This is a genomic window from Aquimarina agarivorans, from assembly GCF_000218485.1.
GTDB lineage: Bacteria > Bacteroidota > Bacteroidia > Flavobacteriales > Flavobacteriaceae > Aquimarina > Aquimarina agarivorans.
This window is the reverse complement of the sequence record NZ_AFPB01000123.1, coordinates 1-18713: the sequence shown is the minus strand read 5'-3', so window position 1 is coordinate 18713 and position 18713 is coordinate 1. Positions and strand designations below refer to the sequence as shown.

General features: G+C 34.5%; 18 protein-coding genes. 13 read left to right on the top strand and 5 right to left on the bottom strand.

What is annotated here, in order from left to right; translation table 11 throughout:
- Positions 1 to 95: 95 nt before the first annotated feature.
- A complete protein-coding gene (locus GMC_RS0106335) occupies positions 96 to 785 on the bottom strand; it encodes a ComF family protein (RefSeq protein WP_010521349.1) in 690 nt (229 codons plus the stop codon).
- A gap of 47 nt (positions 786 to 832) precedes the next feature.
- Here GMC_RS0106335 and GMC_RS0106330 point away from each other — a divergent pair, with 47 nt between their 5' ends.
- Entirely contained in the window at positions 833 to 1714 is an 882-nt protein-coding gene (locus GMC_RS0106330) for a DUF8428 domain-containing protein (RefSeq protein ID WP_040472462.1), read from the top strand.
- A 65-nt stretch (positions 1715 to 1779) separates the two neighbouring features.
- Entirely contained in the window at positions 1780 to 3321 is a 1542-nt protein-coding gene (locus GMC_RS0106325; RefSeq protein WP_010521347.1) for a glycine--tRNA ligase, read from the top strand.
- 203 nt (positions 3322 to 3524) lie between these two features.
- Here the strand turns inward: GMC_RS0106325 and GMC_RS0106320 are convergent, their stop codons facing one another.
- Both GMC_RS0106320 and GMC_RS0106315 read right to left on the bottom strand, forming a co-directional pair.
- Entirely contained in the window at positions 3525 to 3875 is a 351-nt protein-coding gene (locus GMC_RS0106320) for a tRNA-binding protein (RefSeq protein ID WP_010521346.1), read from the bottom strand.
- 12 nt (positions 3876 to 3887) lie between these two features.
- Positions 3888 to 4619, bottom strand: coding sequence for a lysophospholipid acyltransferase family protein (locus GMC_RS0106315; RefSeq protein WP_029489631.1), 732 nt, complete (start codon positions 4617 to 4619; stop codon positions 3888 to 3890).
- Positions 4620 to 4912: 293 nt separating this feature from the next.
- Between GMC_RS0106315 and GMC_RS0106305 the strand changes: the two genes are divergently transcribed.
- Positions 4913 to 5794, top strand: a complete 882-nt coding sequence (locus GMC_RS0106305) for a diacylglycerol/lipid kinase family protein (RefSeq protein WP_010521344.1) — start codon at positions 4913 to 4915, stop codon at positions 5792 to 5794.
- Positions 5795 to 6034: 240 nt separating this feature from the next.
- Complete coding sequence (locus GMC_RS0106300; RefSeq protein ID WP_010521343.1) at positions 6035 to 6289, top strand: DUF1660 family phage protein; 255 nt, start codon at positions 6035 to 6037, stop codon at positions 6287 to 6289.
- 8 nt (positions 6290 to 6297) lie between these two features.
- On the opposite strand, the gene thiL is transcribed toward GMC_RS0106300, so the two are convergent.
- Positions 6298 to 7344, bottom strand: a complete 1047-nt coding sequence (gene thiL / locus GMC_RS0106295; protein ID WP_010521342.1) for a thiamine-phosphate kinase — start codon at positions 7342 to 7344, stop codon at positions 6298 to 6300.
- Positions 7345 to 7636: 292 nt separating this feature from the next.
- Between thiL and GMC_RS0106290 the strand changes: the two genes are divergently transcribed.
- The 6 genes from GMC_RS0106290 to GMC_RS0106265 all read left to right on the top strand — a co-directional run bounded on the left by GMC_RS0106290 (position 7637) and on the right by GMC_RS0106265 (position 14133).
- Complete coding sequence (locus GMC_RS0106290; protein WP_316928963.1) at positions 7637 to 8848, top strand: choice-of-anchor B family protein; 1212 nt, start codon at positions 7637 to 7639, stop codon at positions 8846 to 8848.
- A 5-nt stretch (positions 8849 to 8853) separates the two neighbouring features.
- Positions 8854 to 10251, top strand: a complete 1398-nt coding sequence (locus tag GMC_RS0106285; RefSeq protein WP_010521340.1) for a hypothetical protein — start codon at positions 8854 to 8856, stop codon at positions 10249 to 10251.
- A 1-nt stretch (position 10252) separates the two neighbouring features.
- Entirely contained in the window at positions 10253 to 11008 is a 756-nt protein-coding gene (locus GMC_RS0106280; protein WP_040472464.1) for an MbnP family protein, read from the top strand.
- Between the two features lie 97 nt (positions 11009 to 11105).
- A complete protein-coding gene (locus GMC_RS0106275; protein WP_010521338.1) occupies positions 11106 to 12182 on the top strand; it encodes a cytochrome-c peroxidase in 1077 nt (358 codons plus the stop codon).
- A gap of 311 nt (positions 12183 to 12493) precedes the next feature.
- On the top strand, positions 12494 to 12877 hold the full coding sequence (locus GMC_RS0106270) for a VOC family protein (protein WP_010521337.1): 384 nt from the start codon (positions 12494 to 12496) through the stop codon (positions 12875 to 12877).
- 134 nt (positions 12878 to 13011) lie between these two features.
- The gene (locus GMC_RS0106265) at positions 13012 to 14133 is read left to right on the top strand and encodes a Gfo/Idh/MocA family protein (RefSeq protein ID WP_010521336.1); all 1122 of its coding nucleotides are present in this window, start codon (positions 13012 to 13014) and stop codon (positions 14131 to 14133) included.
- Between the two features lie 271 nt (positions 14134 to 14404).
- Here GMC_RS0106265 and GMC_RS0106260 read toward each other — a convergent pair whose 3' ends face one another.
- Positions 14405 to 15214 (bottom strand): DsbA family protein, encoded by an 810-nt coding sequence (locus GMC_RS0106260; RefSeq protein WP_010521335.1) that lies wholly within the window; start codon positions 15212 to 15214, stop codon positions 14405 to 14407.
- 223 nt (positions 15215 to 15437) lie between these two features.
- Here GMC_RS0106260 and GMC_RS0106255 point away from each other — a divergent pair, with 223 nt between their 5' ends.
- From GMC_RS0106255 to GMC_RS0106240, 3 genes are all read left to right on the top strand, one after another.
- On the top strand, positions 15438 to 16472 hold the full coding sequence (locus tag GMC_RS0106255) for an aldo/keto reductase (protein ID WP_010521334.1): 1035 nt from the start codon (positions 15438 to 15440) through the stop codon (positions 16470 to 16472).
- 328 nt (positions 16473 to 16800) lie between these two features.
- Positions 16801 to 17409, top strand: a complete 609-nt coding sequence (locus GMC_RS0106245; RefSeq protein WP_010521333.1) for a DUF4254 domain-containing protein — start codon at positions 16801 to 16803, stop codon at positions 17407 to 17409.
- Between the two features lie 256 nt (positions 17410 to 17665).
- Entirely contained in the window at positions 17666 to 18706 is a 1041-nt protein-coding gene (locus tag GMC_RS0106240) for a glycosyltransferase family 9 protein (RefSeq protein WP_010521332.1), read from the top strand.
- The last annotated feature ends 7 nt before the right edge of the window (positions 18707 to 18713 follow it).

Sequence of the window (18713 nt, the reverse complement as noted above, 5' to 3'; positions counted from 1 at the left end):
ATTAACAAACATTGTTAAGGCTAGCCTTATGAATTTAAATGCTTACCGATACCTTTAGACTATGGTTTTTGTCATGTAAAGTTTTGGTTAAATAACTAGGCATCCTCCAGTAGTGTAACGGCCATTGCGGCAATGCTAATGGTTATGCCTTTCACTTGGTTAAGGCATTCGATACAGGCTTTCATGGTGGCGCCAGTGGTAATAACATCGTCAACCAAAAGCACGTGTTTATTTTCAAGTATTTGGGGGTTTCGAATTTGCATGCTATTTAACATATTATCAAAACGCTGCTGCCTACTGTGTTTTGCCTGCGTTTTAGTATTTACTGTTTTTTTAAGCGTGGTCTCGTTAAAGTCTGCATTTAATTTTTTTGCCAAAATTGCACCATAATTAGAAATCTGATTGTACCCTCTATTTTTTAGTTTTTTGATGTGAATGGGTACAGGTAAAACTACATCCACCTGGGTAAAATTCATGTCTGTTGCTAATTTTGCTCCGTGCCATTGTCCAATAATTTTTCCTAATTTTTTTTGGTTTCGATATTTTAAATTATGTATTAACTCCTGAATTTCAGTGTTTTTTTCAAAATTGAATAATGCAGATGCCAAATAGATATTATATTCTTCAAAAATGCTATGCATTTGATTTTCAACCAATGAAATAAAAATCATTTCGGGTAATGAATGTCTGCAGGCGGTGCAAATTCCATCCTCAAACGTATGTAATGGGAGGTTGCATGAGCCACAACTCTTTGGGAAAAAAATGTACAAAATTTCGTTCAACATAAATGTGTCAAATAAATAAGTATATTTGCTGTTATCTAAGACCCTGTATGAGTCCAAAAACAAGTACGATATCACTCTCTATCCTTTCCTCTGTGCTTGCAATTATGTTGCTAGGCTTGGCGGCATATACTTATAATGATTATAAGGAACACTTACTTAATAAACAGGATCTAGCAAAAGAAAAACTGGCTATGGAAAGCGAGTTGTCCTTACTTGTTGAAAAATATGAAAATGTACAGGCACTTAACAGTGTTATGGACAATCATCTTATTGAATCTAAAAAACGTATTATCAGACTTTTAGATACCATTAGATCTAACGAGCCTAAGTTACAACTTCTTATAAAATTTAGAAGAGAAATTTCGGCATTAAAGGAAGAAAAATTAAAATTGTTCAGAATTAACGACAGCATTACTAGAGAAAATAACCTGATGAAAGGTAATTTGAACAAGGCTGCCAATGCTTTGAGCAAGAGTAAAAATATCCAGCAAAAGCTGTCTAAGGAAAACACAAAACTTACCTCTATTGTTCATAAAAAAAAGGAGCTTGCTTTTGCTAAACTTACTGGTAAAGGGGTAAGAATTAAAGGAAATAGGGAAATTAGTACGAGTAAAGCTAAAAAAACAGAACAGATTAAAACCTGTTTTACCATTATGGATAATATTTACTCCTTGAGAGAAGATAAGGTGGTTTATTTAAAATTATTAAATCCGAATAATGTGCTGTTAGGGGATTTTGTACAAGAAGATTATCAGGGTGATGTTATTGCTTACAGTACAAAACAGTTTGTGCCCTACAAAAATGAACAGGTAGAGCATTGTGTTACTTTAAAAATTGATACGCGTTATTTAATATATGGAACGTATACGCTACAATTATTTTCATCGGAACACGAGCTGAAAAAAACTACTAAATTTAAATTAGACTAGTATTTTTTATGCTATTCCGTTCAATAGCATTTTGAGGTTATACTGGTATCATTTACTTTTGCCAAATGGCAAAACAAGAAGACACTTTTAAAAAAGTAATATCACACGCCAAAGAGTACGGATACATCTTTGGATCAAGCGAAATATATGATGGATTAAGTGCTGTTTATGATTACGGTCAGAACGGGGCTGAACTTAAAAAAAATATCCGAGAATATTGGTGGAAAAGTATGGTTCAAATGCATCAGAATATTGTTGGCTTGGACGCTTCAATATTTATGCACCCCACAACTTGGAAGGCATCTGGTCATGTAGACGCGTTTAATGATCCTTTGATTGATAATAAGGATTCAAAAAAACGCTACCGTGCTGATGTTTTGATTGAGGATTATGCCGAAAAAATTCTTCAAAAAGCCAATAAGGAAATAGCGAAAGCAAGAAAGCGCTTTGGCGATGCTTTTAACGAAGAAGAATTTGTGACTACCAATCCAAGGGTTGTAAAATACCTAGCAGAAAATAAAGCGATACTGGCTCGCATGGGTAAATCATTAGAAAATGAAGATTTAGCTGATGTTAAGGCACAAATTGAAGAATTAGGTATTGCTGATCCTGATACAGGATCAAAAAACTGGACGGATGTTCGCCAATTTAATTTGATGTTTGGCACAAAATTAGGCGCTTCTGCAGAAACGGCTACCGATTTGTATTTACGTCCTGAAACTGCGCAAGGGATTTTTGTTAATTTCCTAAACGTTCAAAAAACCGGGCGAATGAAAATTCCTTTTGGTATTGCTCAAACGGGTAAGGCTTTTAGAAATGAAATTGTGGCCCGTCAGTTTATTTTCCGAATGCGTGAATTTGAGCAAATGGAAATGCAATTTTTTGTGCGTCCGGGCGAGGAAATGAAATCCTACGAATACTGGAAAGAAACCCGTTTGAAGTGGCATTTATCACTTGGTTTGGGTGAAGAAAACTACCGTTTCCATGATCATGATAAACTAGCGCATTACGCTAATGCAGCTGCTGATATTGAATTTAATTTTCCTTTTGGGTTTAAAGAATTGGAAGGAATACACTCTCGTACTGATTTTGATTTGAAAGCGCACGAGGAATTTTCAGGTAAAAAATTACAGTATTTTGATCATGAACTAAATAAAAACTACACGCCTTATGTGGTTGAAACTTCAGTTGGTTTGGACCGAATGTTTTTGGCTGTATTTTCAAAATCATTAAAAGAAGAAACTTTAGAGGATGGTAGCAAACGTACCGTTTTAAAATTACCTGCAGTTTTAGCACCTACAAAAGCGGCCATTTTACCGCTAGTCAAAAAAGATGGCTTACCAGAATTGGCACAAGAAATCATCAATACACTAAAATGGAATTTTAATGTAGTTTATGATGAAAAAGATGCTGTAGGGCGCCGATACCGTAGGCAGGATGCCAATGGCACACCATTTTGCATTACCGTAGATCACGAATCTTTAGAAACTAAAACGGTTACTATTAGGGATCGAGATACTATGGAACAACAGCGAGTAGCTATTGCTGAGCTTGAACAAATTTTAGAAGAAAAAACTTCATACAAAAGCTGGTTAGCAAAGCTATAACTAATTGCGTTTACTAAATTTACAAACCCCTGAAACTCTTGTGTTGTTTTTGGGGTTTTTTAGTTTTCTATAATATGTTTTTCAGAATAATATAGTTTGCAGTTATAAGCTACTGACCGGTGTAATTAAAAAATTTATCAACACATATGTTTTTTGCAACAACCAAAGGAGTAAAGGATGAAACACGTCTAACAGAAATAGAATTAACCTATACGTGTCCCGTTTTTGACTGGGCGTTCAGGTTGTATGATAGTAATTTCGTTATCATCTCCTACACCACCTAACAGCAAACATTCACTCATTATATTTGCAATTTGCTTTGGAGAAAAATTAGTAACTGCAATAATTTGTTTATCAATTAAATCATTAGGTTGATAAAGTTTTGTTATTTGAGCTGAGGTTTTTCGAATACCAAATTCTCCGAAATCTATAAATAACTTATATGCAGGTTTTTTAGCTTCTTTAAAAAGTTCTGCCGAAATAATTGTGCCTATTCGCATTTCTACTTTATTAAAATCATTCCAGTTTAGCGGCTCCTTTACGTGATTATCCATAGTAACACAATTTTATTGTTTAAGTTTATTTAAAATAAGTTGATGTAGTTGTTCTTTTAAAGTTCCTTTTTCGTTCATACTATAATTTGAGGTTGAAAATTCATTCAAAATATATGAGCGTGTTTTTCCGAAGCTACCACTGAAAAAAGTATATGAAAAGCGTTTTTTATTATCTGGAAAAACAAGGGGAATTATAGGAAGCTGATGTTCTATTGCCAATCTAAAAGCACCATCTTTAAAAGTGTCCAGTAAAATTGATTCGTCTTCGGGCACACCACCTTCTGGAAAAATACAGATACTTAATCCTGAGTTTATTTTTACTTTTGCCTGTTCAAAAACGTCTCTTTTACTTTTAGTACTTCCGCGATCTACCAATATGCAAGTTCTTTTGTAAAAATAACCAAACACAGGAATTTTAGTGAGTTCTTTTTTTCCAACAAAAACAAACGGATTTTTTACCGTGTGTAACATAAGCATAATGTCAAGCATAGAAGTATGATTGGCAATGATCATAAAACTTTCCCCTTGCTTATTAAAAACACCGTTTTTTCGAATAGGCACAAAACCAGATGCATAAAGTACAAATGTTGCCCATAAACGCGCTACCTTAAAAAAAGCAGGGTACCAAGCCTGCCTTAGTGTAAGTGCAATAAGTAGTGGTGCAAAAATAATTAGCGGTATTCCCATCATGAGGTAAAACCAACTTCTAAAAAAAATATAAAAAATGTAACGATACCACATCATAAAGCTTTGTTTTGCCTGTGGGCAGAATGTGACAATTTACGGTATTTTTCAAATTAAATGGATGTAAATAATTTACAATTTGTAGGAATATTTAACAATAATGACGGGAGTATAGCAGTGCAAAGAGCACTTGGCAATGTAATTCTAAGTTTGGTTTTGTGATGGAAAAGATGGCATCTTTTTTTGTAAATAATTATAGAAATGATTTAAAAAGAAACCTTGACTAAATAGTAGATTGCAGTATTTTAGACCTAAGTATTTAATTAGAATACTAAAAACTACCAATTGAGCTAATGAAGAGCATACACTTTATAATAAATCCAATATCTGGAGCGGGAAACAATCAAATTTCTGAAAGTTTAATTCGAAAGTATTTCTCATCAAACCAATTTGAGGTGAGTATATTTTACACTAAGCACAAAAATCATGCTACTGAATTGGTTAAAAATAGTGTAATGGCTAGCGCTTCAATTGTTGTTGCCTGTGGTGGAGATGGAACTGTAAACGAGGTAGCATCTTATTTAGTAGGAACCAACATTGCTTTAGGTATAATTCCGGGTGGTTCTGGGAATGGTTTGGCTTCAAATTTGAATATTCCTCAGGAAATTGAAAAAGCACTGTTACTTATTAAAAAAGAACACTTTTCTAAAATCGATGTGGGTAGGGTAAACGGCAATTATTTTTTTAGTAATTCAGGTATGGGGTTTGATGCTCAGGTAATTAAAAATTATGAGAACTCCAATGAGCGTACTATTATTGGTTATTTAAAATCAAGTATTAAAGCTCTTAAAGAGTACAGCACCAATGAAGTTTATGAAGTACATATTGATGGACAGGTCATAAATTGCAAGCCATTTATGGTTTTTGTATCTAATTCAAATGAATTGGGGTACAACTTAAGTTTAACACCAAAGGCGTCATTAAAGGATGGTGTTTTTGATGTATTAATTGTTTCAAAAATTAGCAAGCTTAAAATTTTGATATTTGGCTTATTGATGCTTTTTAAAAAGCACGAAAGTTTGAAAGAAGTACATTATTATGCCGCTAAAAAAATTATTGTAAAAAATGTTGAAGGTGATTTTATTGAATATCAGCTAGACGGGGAAGTGAAAAAAGAAAAATCAAATATAATCGATTATGAAATACTCGAAAAATCACTGATTGTAATATGTTAAATTTACCTTAAAGCGTATTATTTTTTACTTAATAAATAGACAAAATGCAAAAAAAACCGATAAAATGTAAATTTTAACACATTTACATCAAATCCTTTGTTTTCAGTAGCTTAGATGTGTCAAAAAGAAAATAAACCTTATATTTGTAGGAATAATACTTCGATTTTAAAAATCACTATTTGGTTTATAGGGATGTTTTTGTTTATTTAGCAGTATAATAATGCATTACACCCCAATGTTATGAATGTATCAAGCAAATTATTTATACCAAAATTATACTGCTCCGTAGTAGGTCACCAGTATCGGATTACAAAAAAAGTCACTAATCACATTAAAGAATATACATGTTCTTGTTGTGGTAAAGAAGTTACTAATGATGCCAAAGGCGTTTTAGTTCCTTTAACCCCAAAATTAAAATTTATTCATTTAGGTTTAGAGCAGGTAATTATAAAACGCCGCAGAACTAAACGCTCTAAAATGAAAATAGTTGCTTAAGCTATAGACTAACTTTTTAAACTGTTCCAGCCTTGAGCAGTAATTTCAACCTTAGTATTGCCACGGGTTACTAAATAAATACCTTCATTTTTAGGGGTCATATGTCCAATAATTGACAGACTTGGATTCGCTTTTATTTTAGGGAAATCTTCTTGCTTAACTGTAAAAAGTAACTCATAATCTTCACCTCCACTTAATGCAATAGTGGTACTGTCTAAATTGAATTCCTCGCAAGTACTAATTACTGTAGGATCTAAAGGTATTTTATCCTCATACAAGGTAGCACTAAGTTCTGATGCCTTACAAAGGTGTAGTAGTTCCGATGATAAACCATCACTGATATCAATCATACTTGTAGGAGTTACTTCAAGAGCTTTTAGCAATTCAGGGATATCTTTTCTAGCTTCGGGCTTGAGTTGGCGCTCCACTAAATAGGAATACATAGACAAGTCTGGTTGTGATTGCGGATTTACTTTAAACACTTCATTTTCACGCTCCAATATTTGCAATCCCATGTACGCAGCACCTAAATCGCCTGAAACTACAATTAAATCGTTGTCTTTTGCTCCGCTTCGGTAAATAATGTCACTTTCGGCTGCATGACCCAGCGCAGTAATGCTTATTAAAAGCCCTTTATTGGATGAGGTAGTATCGCCTCCAATAACATCAATATTATAAATTTTAGCAGCCGTTGCAATCCCGGCATACAAATCCTCTAGTGCTTCCAAAGGGAAACGATTACTTACTGCTATGGACACCGTAATTTGTTTAGGTATGGCATTCATAGCGTATACATCGGATAAATTTACCATAACAGCTTTATAGCCCAAGTGCTTTAAAGGGACATAGGCCAAATCAAAATGAATGCCTTCAACCAATAAATCCGTAGTAATTACACATTTGTCATTTTTAAAATCAACAATAGCTGCATCATCACCAATCCCTTTTATGGTGCTTTCATGTTTTATTTCGAAGTTTTTTGTCAAATGATCAATTAAACCAAATTCCCCTAATTCAGAAAGGCGGGTGCGTGGTGGTGTTTTATCTTCTATCATAGTGCAAAAATAAAAATAACTTAAGTGTTAGAAAATCTATTTCAGCTACAATTCATAACATGTACCTAGTACTACTGTCAGAATTTCTGCTTAAATTGTATAAAAATTAGTATTACGTTATTAATTTTTTTTAATGTTTCATTGGATATGTTTTTACATCTGATTACAGGTGTTGATTTTCAGTTTATTATACAAACATTCGACATCTTCAAATATACAAACGTTCAAAAGCTATCAGTATGTTATCAAAAAATAAACCTTTTTCATTCAGTAACACCTTTTGTTTTTTTTATTGCTGCTTTGTTTAAGCTGCAGCAATGATGACAATAATGGCTTAATAGTTCAAGAACGATTGCCAGATAAGCCTGATTTTTCTGAAAAATTGATTTGCGAAAATGGTTTTGCCGGAATATATCCATGCAACGGCTATGATTTGCTATCACAATTATCACTAAATGATTTAGGCTTTACTGGTGAAGGTGCCAGGGTCAACGATATTTGGGGTTGGACTGATCCTACTAACCAAAAGGAGTACGCTATTATTGGTGGTAATAGCGGTGTAGTTTTCGTAGATTTATCCAATCTGGAAAAACCAGAAATCGTTGGAAGACTGCCTACAGCAACTGTAAACAGTATTTGGAGAGATATAAAAGTGTACGATAACCATGCATTTATTGTGAGTGAGGCTGCAGGACACGGAATGCAGGTTTTTGATTTATCACGCTTGCGCTCAGGAGGGACAAATCAAACTTTTTCTGCTGATGCTAATTTTAACGAATTTGGAAACGCCCATAATATTGTAATTAACGAGAGCATGAGCTATGCTTACGTAAATGGAACCAATAGAAATATTTTTGGGGGTGGCGCTGTGTTTGTTGATGTTTCTACTCCAAAAGCGCCAGTGGCATCAGGAGGATATGGCGAAGATGGCTATTCCCACGATGCACAAGTAGTTACTTATACGGGTCCTGATCCAGATTATCAGGGAAGAGAAATTTATGTGGGCAGCAATGAAGATGAGGTGGTAATTGTAGATGTTACCGACAAAGATAACCCAGCAAAAATTGCAGAAATAACATATAATAATTTTAGATATACGCATCAAGGTTGGTTTACTGAGGATCAAACTTATTTTTTGTTGGGCGATGAACTTGATGAACAAAACATAGGTTTTAAAACCAGAACTATTGTTTTTGACTTTACTGATTTAGATAATCCTATTGTTCATATGGAGTATTCTGGTCCAACCAACGCATCTGATCACAATGGCTATGTAAAAGGTAACTTGTTTTATCTGTCCAATTATACTGCTGGGGTACGTATGATTGATATTAGTGATGTGGCTAATAAAAATATGACCGAAGTAGGTTTCTTTGATACCTTACCCGAGTCAAACGGAGCCGAATTTGGGGGTGTTTGGAGTAATTATCCTTATTTTGAAAGCGGAATTATCATTGTAAGCGATATTAGGCGAGGGCTGTTTGTAATTGAAAAATCAGAGTAATAGCAATGCACAATCATTTACTAAAATATAACCCAGCATTAGTGCTACTCACAGGCTTTTTACTTAGCTGTTCTTCTTCTGAAAGCGAATCAATGCCTAAAACACCTGGTACAGTTTCCTCTTTAAACTCAGTTGAATTCAACCAAAATTGGATAAAAAACCTTGGCGGAAGCTTAAATGACGAAATAAAATCGATTACACTTTCCAAGGAGGATTATATTCTTTTAGGAAATACTGAAAGTATTGATGGTGATGTAAACAGAGCTACTGGTACGCAGGATTTTTGGGTGGTTAAAATTAATGCTGCAGGGGAAATTATTTGGAATAAAACTTTTGGTGGCACTGACGATGATCGTGGCGAAAGTATTTCTAAAACTAGCGACGGTGGATTTATTGTTTCTGGCTATAGCCGAAGTACTGATGGTGATGTGAGTAATAACAAAGGTTCATACGATCATTGGATCATAAAATTAAATGCCGATGGTGATTTAGTGTGGGAAAATAGCTTTGGTTTTTTAGGTGATGATCGCGCTTTTTCGGCCATTGAAACCTCCGATGGTGGTTTTGCTACTGCTGGTTTTTTAGATGTTGATAATTACGTAGGACCTAATTTAAAACCAAATGAAAATCCTGAAAATGGTGCAAAAATAGCAAAATCCAGGCATGGTGTTGGCGAATTCTGGATTCACAAATTAAACAAAAACGGCATTAAAGAATGGGAAAAGTTTTTTGGCGGCTCAAATAATGACAGAGCAAGTGATATTGTAGCCATGCCTAACGGAGGTTTTATTGCTGTTGGCTCCACTGAAAGTACGGATTTTGATATTTCAAACAACAAAGGCAGTTATGATTTTTGGGCTGTTCGTATTGACGATACTGGCGCCTTAGTTTGGGAAAAGACATACGGCGGTTCAGGGATTGACATGGCTAATGCAATCATTAAAACTAGCAATGATAATTACATTATTGTAGGCGATTCTCGTAGTTCGGACTTTGATGTGCCGGATAATAAAGGCAATGCTGATATTTGGGTTATTAAAATTGATGCCAATGGCGCATTACTAGGGCAAACAACCATTGGTGGGACTGAGTTTGAAACAGCAAAGGCTATTTTTGAAACCAATACGGGCAATTTTTTAATTTCGGGGAACACTCGCAGCAATAATGGTGATGTAACGGATAACAGTGGTGAAAATGATATTTATTTGGGTGAAATTGATCAAAATTTAAAATTACAGTGGGCAACTACATTTGGTGGTACGCAACTTGATTTTGCTACTGATGTATTACAGGATGATGCCAAAAATATTATTGTTGTTGGCGACTCGGAAAGTGCAAGCGATACGCTAAAAAATAAAGGAAGAAAAGATGCATTTGTCATTAGTTTATCAGAAAAAAATTGAAATGAAAAATAGAAATGTAAACCTCCTATTGGCTGTAATACTGTTGCTAGTTGTAGCATGTAATAGCGATGAAACGGCGGAATCTGGAACCGTAAATTTAAGTATTAGCAATGTAGTTAATAATAAAAATTTAGTATTAAGTGCGGAAACCTATACCAATGACTCAGGCGAATCCTATCAAATTGATGAGTTAAAGTATATTTTAAGTGATTTTGTGTTTGTAGATGCCCAAGGTAATGAATTTGTTTACCCCAAAGCCGAAAGTTTTTTTTTAGTAAATGAAGCGGATAAAAACACATTAACTATCGATTTTTCTAAAGTGCCAGCAGCAGACTATACGTCCGTTAAATTTGGTTTCGGAGTAGATCAAAGTAAGTACCCTATTGCTTCCGGAACGTTAAATTTTATTCCTATGGCACAAGAAGCACAAATGCTTTGGGGTTGGGCTGCGGGCTATAAATTTATTAAGTTTGAAGGAACATACACTACACCAACGAACGATAAGGCCGAAGATTTTTTAATTCATGTTGGCAGTCATGGAGATAAACTTGACAATTACAAACAAATTGAATTAGCTATTGCACCACTAAATGTAGCAAACGGTAAAACAGCAGATTTGAATTTAAAAGTGGATATAGCCAAGGTTTTTGACGCGGTAAATACACTATCATTAGCATCAAAGCCTGAAATACAAATTGATCCTGAAAATTCACCAAAATATGCAGCTAACATTCAAACCATGTTTTCAGCAAATTAGTTTTAAGTAACTTGTTTACTGTATATTAAATATCAGGTGATGTATGTAAATTTTCTAGCTATAGCTAGAAGGAAAAATAATGTAAAAGTATAAAATAATGCGATTAACCCTTATCATAATTGGTCTATTAGCTACTATGCTTATTTCGTGTTCAAGCGAAAGTGAGCAGGACAAGCAGTACCAAGATGTGGAAGGAGAAAAAGTATTTAATCCTACTTTATTACAAGTAAATATACCAGAAAACTTCCCAGAACTTACTTATGATTTGAATTCGAATCCTCCTACTAAAGAAGGTTTTGCTTTAGGGAAAAAGCTTTTTTACGAAGGTAAATTATCTTCAACAGGAATTATATCCTGTGGGGAATGCCACAGGCAGGAGTTTTCATTTACACATCACAAACATATTGTAAGTCATGGTGTAAATGGGCTTTTGGGCACACGTAACGCGCCACCAATTCAAAATATGGCTTTTTTAAATGAATTCAATTGGGATGGAGCTGCAAATCACTTGGACATGCAACCAATAATCCCAATTACTTCCGAGGTTGAAATGAACGAAACCTTTGTCAATATTTTGAACAAACTAGCTGCAGATAATACTTATCCGCCTTTATTTAAAGCAGCGTTTGAAAACGGAAAAATTGATACGGCAAATATGCTTAAGGCACTTTCGCAATTTGTAGTAACTATGATTTCAGCAGATAGTAAGTATGATAAACTTATCCGTAACGAAGGTGGAATTGCCTTTACTGCCCAAGAAAAAGCAGGACAAAAACTTTTTGAAAACAAATGCGCAAGTTGCCACGCTGGTACTTTGTTTACCGATCAATCCTACAGAAACAATGGGTTGCCCTTAGATCCTGAGTACAACGATGTGGGACGAAAATTAGTGACTGGATTAGCCGAGGATACCCGAAAATTTAGAGTACCAAGTTTGCGAAATGTTGCACTAACTTTGCCTTACATGCATGACGGCAGATTTAAAACCTTAAACGATGTTTTAGATTTTTATAGCGCAGGTGTTCAAGATAGTGAAACACTGGATCCAATTTTAAAAAGCAATAATAATTTAGGCATTGCACTTAGTCAAGAGGAAAAAGAACAGTTAATATCGTTTTTAAACACACTTACTGATACCAATTTTATTTTTGATAAGCGCTTTGCTGAATTTTGATGATGTATTTTAAAAGGATTCAGCCATAGTATGAACTTTTAAACTTGCCTTTGTTACCGATATTAAAATGAAAGCTTTATTGGTTTCAGGTTTAGTTAAAACTATGCATTTTTAATGCATTTCGCTTTTAGCTTCTAAAAATATTACAAGAGCTATTGGTAATTAGTAATTAGCTGTTGGCTTTAAAATACTGCTAATAGCTAGTTGCAAAAAACGAATGTTTAAAAAGTAATGACTTTTAGTCATAACCGAAACTATGGTGTTTTTAGTCCATAATGGTTCATTTTAAGTCTAAAGCCTAAAGTATTGTCATGAATTTAAATCAAGTTACTATTCCTTCATTGGATTTGAAAAAATCAATACCTTTTTATAAAAAATTAGGATTGAAGCTAATTGTTGAAGCATTACCGCATTATGCACGTTTTGAATGTCCAAATGGCAATGCTACTTTTTCAATTCATCAAACCGATAAATTACCTCAAGGTGATGGAATTTATGTGTACTTTGAATGTGATCGCCTTGACGAACAAGTTGACAAAATAAAAAGCCAAGGGATAACATTTGAACTGGATCCTACCGATCAAAAATGGTTGTGGAGAGAAGCGCGGTTAAAGGATGTGGACGGAAATCAACTGATCTTATTCTATGCCGGAACAAACAGATTAAATCCACCGTGGAGACTCAAAAAGGGTTAAAATCAGCGCGTATAAAAATTTTCTCTTCCAATTTATGTAGGTTTTATTAAGTACTAAGCTGGCATATTGCATATAGTTTCACATAATGATTTACAGAAAAAAATAGTAAATTGAGTCAACACAAAAAATGAGTTATGGAACAGCAACAACGAAGAACGTTTTTAAAAAACTTGACTTTACTAAGTAGTGCATCTATACTTCCGTCAACATTAATGTCATTTGAAAGTTTTAAAAATGCCTCGCTAAATTCGGGATCAGAAAAAAAGCTCAATATTGCTTTGTGTGGTTTAGGGCGCTATGCTAAAATTTTAGCAGACGCATTACAGGCTGCTGATAACTGTAAATTAGCAGGGTTGATTATGGAAACTCCTGAAAAAGAAGAAACCTGGGGTAAAAAATACAATGTTCCGTCAAAAAACATTTATAACTATGATAATTTTGATAGTATAAAGGATAATAGTGCTATTGATTTAGTTTATGTGGTACTTCCAAATTCAATGCATAAGGAATTTACTATTAGAGCTGCAAAAGCAAGAAAACACGTTATAGTTGAAAAGCCCATGGCATTGAATGCATCAGATTGTTTGGAAATGATTGCCGAATGCAAAAAGAACAAGGTGCAATTGGCGGTCGGGTACCGCTTACATTATGATCCTTATTATCATGAGGCAAAGCGCCTGGCAAATTCAGATAGTTTGGGGCCAATTAGATTTATTGATTCAGGATTTGGATACCGTATAAAAGGATGGTCAAAAGATGCTTGGCACTTAAAAAAGGCAATGGCAGGTGGTGGTCCGTTACCTAATATTGGAATTTACTGCATTCAAAACAACCGCTATATCTTAGGTGAAGAGCCTACACATGTTACGGCTCAGTTTGGGCCAATTCAAAGGCCAGAATTTTTTGATGAGGTTGAAGAATCAATCACCTGGCAATTGGAATTTCCTGGTGGAGCCATAACAAATTCGGCAAGCTCTTACAGTTACAACATAAATAAAATATATGCTTCAGGAGACAAAGGTCATTTTGAGTTAGACCCTGCGCATAGCTATGCTCCACTTAGTGGAAAATCAAGCCTAGGAGCCATGGATTTCCCTTCCATTAATCAGCAAAAAGAACAAATGGATGGCATTGCAGCTTATATTTTAAAGAATGAACCTTTACCAAATCATATTACTGGGAGGGAGGGCTACAAAGACATGTTGGTCATAGATGCAATTTACGAATCCGCTAAAACTGGAAAAAAAACTAAATAAAAAAAGCTTAATTTAGAGGGGGAAGACTACATCTATTGTTTGGTACATAAAGGATAGTATTATTATTATTAATCAAGTCCCGACCTGTTTGAATGAATCTAGGATCACAAAAAATGCTACTTCTAAATGTAAAAGTTTTAATTCAATCTTATAATTTCAAGTGCGAACTAATGATATAGAGCTTTTTACGGACATCTCGAATTTAATTTTCCAGTTGTATCATAATACTTGAGATTTTCAAATATTTTGGTGTTACACAGCGATTCGATTATTACTTTAAATAAGTATCCAACCGTTCAGCCAGTTGCTTGTAACTTACGTAGCCATTGGAAAGTAGTACTTTAGTATCTTCGGTTTCTAGCATTAATGAAGGCATTCCTCTAATTCCATTTTGCTTGTAATTTTGAAATTCTTTTTCTGCCATTTCCTTGTAAACAGGATCGCTCATGTACACTTTAAATGCGTTGGCATCAAAGCCAATTTTTGTAGCGCATTGGGCAATGGCATCCACATCAATGGTGTCCATACCATCGGCATAAATGGCATCCAGTAATATTTTAGCAAAAGCTACCTGGCTTTCGGTTTTTTTATCTTTAACTACACAAAGGGCTATGGATGACCAGGTGGAATCCAGTGTCATTTTACCCTCGCCAAAAACATCTTTTAAAAAAGTTTCTCCAAATTTAGCGCCGGTCATGGCTTCAACACTCTTATAAGCTCCTGATTTTATGTGTGGTGCTACATCATTTACGTAACCTGCTCGGTTTCCTAAAAATAATCCGCCACTAACTACCTCAATAGTCAAATCATCCTTGTAAGTTTCTTTTATATTGGCAATTACTGGACTAAAACCGAAACACCATCCGCAAAGGGCATCGTAATAATAAACTAATTTGGCTTTCTTTTTTTCGCTCATTTGTTGTTGGTTTGTTTTGTTAAGTGTGGAAACGTTGGTAGCAGGTCCGCAACTTGCTGTTTCTATATCGCAAACGTAGCCCGTAGTACTTGTGTTTACCTTCTGCGAAAACATACTCGTATTAAAAGCAACGTGCACCATAAATACTATAACTAAACGTTTCATTTTTATTTTTTAACTAATGTACTAAAAAACAATACTTTAAATGAGGGTAAATTTAATTTTCGAAATTTTTGTGAATTTGGCAATTAATTTTAGTTATAATTCTCAATTTCAACACAATAATCCAATTCAGTTAATACTATGTTAATAGGTGTAACGCAATTGCTATGTGCTAATAAAAAAGTAACTTTCGCTTATAAAAAATAATGCTATTAATTTATATTAAATGAAATACACAAACCTACCTGGAACTGATATTCAAGTAAGTAAAATATGTTTAGGAACCATGACATGGGGTACCCAAAACACCGAAGCTGAAGGACATACGCAAATGGATTTTGCTATTGAAAACGGCGTGAATTTTTTTGATGCGGCGGAACTTTATCCCACCCCTTTTGATATAAAAAAACAAGGAGATACGGAGCGTATTATTGGGACTTGGCTTAAAAAAAACAATAACCGAGATCAAGTTATTGTGGCCAGTAAAATTGTTGGACCTCGGGCTTTTGTAAAAGAAATTAGAAATACTATTGATTTTAGTAAAGCCTCTTTGGATGATGCGATTCACAAATCGTTAGAGCGTTTACAAACCGATTACATTGATTTATATCAATTACATTGGCCTGAACGTAACACTAATTTTTTTGGGCTTTTGGGCTATACACATCAAGAAGATGAAGCTTGGTCGGACAATTTTCAAGAAGTATTACAGGCTTTGGAAAGCTACGTGAAGCAAGGAAAAATAAGACATATTGGAGTATCCAATGAATCACCTTATGGGTTGATGCGCTATATAGAGGAGGCGCGCAAAGGGGCTCAAAAAATAAGTACTGTTCAAAACCCTTATAGTTTACTGAATCGTAAGGATGAAATTGGTTTAACCGAAGTTTTACACCGCGAAGATGTAGGCTATTTGGCATATTCTCCACTTGGTTTTGGACAACTGACAGGAAAATATTTGGATGAAACCCCTGCTGATGGTCGGGTAACAAAATATCCGCAATTTAGTCGCTATCACAACGAACAATCTTTTGATGCGACTCGTGCTTACCGCGAAGTGGCACTTAAGCATGGGATTTCACTAACCGACATGTCCTTGGCATTTATAAATCAGCAGCCTTTTATAACAAGTAATATTATTGGGGCTACATCTGTGGAGCAATTGAAAGAAAATATTGGTAGTATTGATGTTGTCCTTTCGGAAGAAATTATGAAAGATATTAATGCAGTGCACAAGCAGTTTCCTAATCCTGCGCCTTAGTTTGTAATTAGGTTTCAAAAAATAAAATGACCTGCCTTTTGGTAGGTCATTTTTATTGGTGTGCCTTGCAAAAAGTGGATTACAAAGCTTGATGCTGAGTTGAACAAACTAAGATTTGTTGTCTTGTTTGGTATAGCTCTTTGTTGTTTGCAATTCACTGTTTATTTTCTTCAATGAGATGGAGTCTTAAAGCTGTTGAGTTTTTGAACAAAAACTTAACCAAAGGAAAATCTAAAATAAAAAAATCTGTAGATTTAGGTAATAATTTAAACATTTGTCTTGCCGATAAAAACAATATCTTTGTTTTATAAAAACAAGCGTTATCATTATGATTACTAAAACGGCGAACAGCATTTTTCAGGAGGTAATAGACAAATACCACGTGTTGGATAGTGTAGATCAGAATTTTGAAAACCCCTACAAAAGTGAGGATGATTTATTCGCTCACTTGTTATATCGTAAATGTTGGATTGATACGGTGCAATGGCATTATGAAGATATCATTCGTGATCCACAGATTAATCCAGAAGCAGCGTTAATTTTAAAGCGCCAAATAGATGCCTCAAATCAGGATCGAACTGATATGGTGGAGTATTTAGATAGTTATTTTTTGGATTTGTATGAAACAGTTACAGCAAAGGAGCATGCAACAATTAACTCTGAAAGTCCTGCGTGGGCATTTGATCGATTGTCAATTTTAGCGCTAAAAATTTACCATATGACTGAAGAAGCTACGCGAACAGATGCTTCCGAAGCGCACCGGGCAGCTTGTCAAAAAAAATTAGATATTCTATTGGAACAACGTGTTGATTTATCATCAGCAATTGAGCAATTACTTAGTGATATAGAAAAAGGGAATAAATTCATGAAGGTGTATAAACAAATGAAAATGTATAATGACGATGAATTAAACCCTGTGTTAAGAGGGCAGAAATAAAAAGTAATACGTTTTTTGTTAAGGTGAAGTAATTAAAGCTGACTTTCATACAGTTTATTGATTACAGTTGTTATTTTAGTATATGCTTTTTAGGTATATCATACAGCTAGTAGCCAAAGGCTAATAGCCAATTGCAAAAAACGGATGTTTAAAAAGTAATGACTTTTAGTAATAACCGAAACTATGGTACTTTTAGTCCATAGTGGTTCATTTAAATCTCATGAATTCAATTAACATAAATTAATTAAAAACTGAAATGTCTGCACAAGTCGCTCATATCTTAGTAATCAGATTATCCGCAATGGGCGATGTGGCAATGACAGTTCCCGTGTTAAAGGCCTTTTCAAAAGCTTATCCAGAAATTAAAGTCACAGTACTTACCCGCGCTTTTTTTGCTCCTTTTTTTGCTCAAATAGCAAACGTTTCGGTTAAGGTGATTGCCTTAAACGGAAAGCATAAGGGGATTTTTGGCCTCCGAAAATTGTATAAAGAGTTAAAGAAAGAAAAAGTAGATGCGGTGGCAGATCTACATAATGTATTAAGATCAAATATATTAAAGCACTTTTTTAAATTAGGTAAAATTCCATTTGAACAGATAAACAAGGGGCGTGAGGAAAAAAAAGCACTGACCAGGTGGAAGGATAAGGTTTTTGAGCCTCTAAAAAGCACGCATCAGCGTTATCTAGATGTATTTGAGGTTTTGGGATTGCCTTTTGAGCTTAAGTCAGAACATGTGTTGAGTAGAGAAACCGTTGATACTCCAACGAACAATTTAGTAGGTGATAACACAAAAAAATGGATAGGTATTGCACCTTTTTCACAGCATGAAGGAAAGGAATACAAATATGAGTTAATGCTCCAAATAATTCAAGAGTTGGATAAAAAAAACGTGTATAAAATTTTGTTATTTGGTGGTGGAAAAAAAGAAACGCAGTTACTGCAAAATACGGCACAAAAATTTCAAAACGCAACTTGTATAGCGGGTCAATTAACCATCAGACAGGAGTTGGATTTGATTTCCAATTTAGATGTTATGTTATCCATGGATAGTGGAAATGGACATTTGGCAGCCATGTACGGGATACCTGTAGTTACTATTTGGGGTGTCACACATCCGTATGCGGGTTTTGCGCCTTTCGGTCAGTCCGAAAAAAATAATATATTACCTGATTTGGCTACATTCAATAAAATACCAACATCAGTATATGGTAATAAAATACCTGATGGATATGAAAAGGTAATGCATAGCATTTTACCTGAGGTTGTATTGGAACGAATTCTTGAAATTGTGAAATAATTAATGT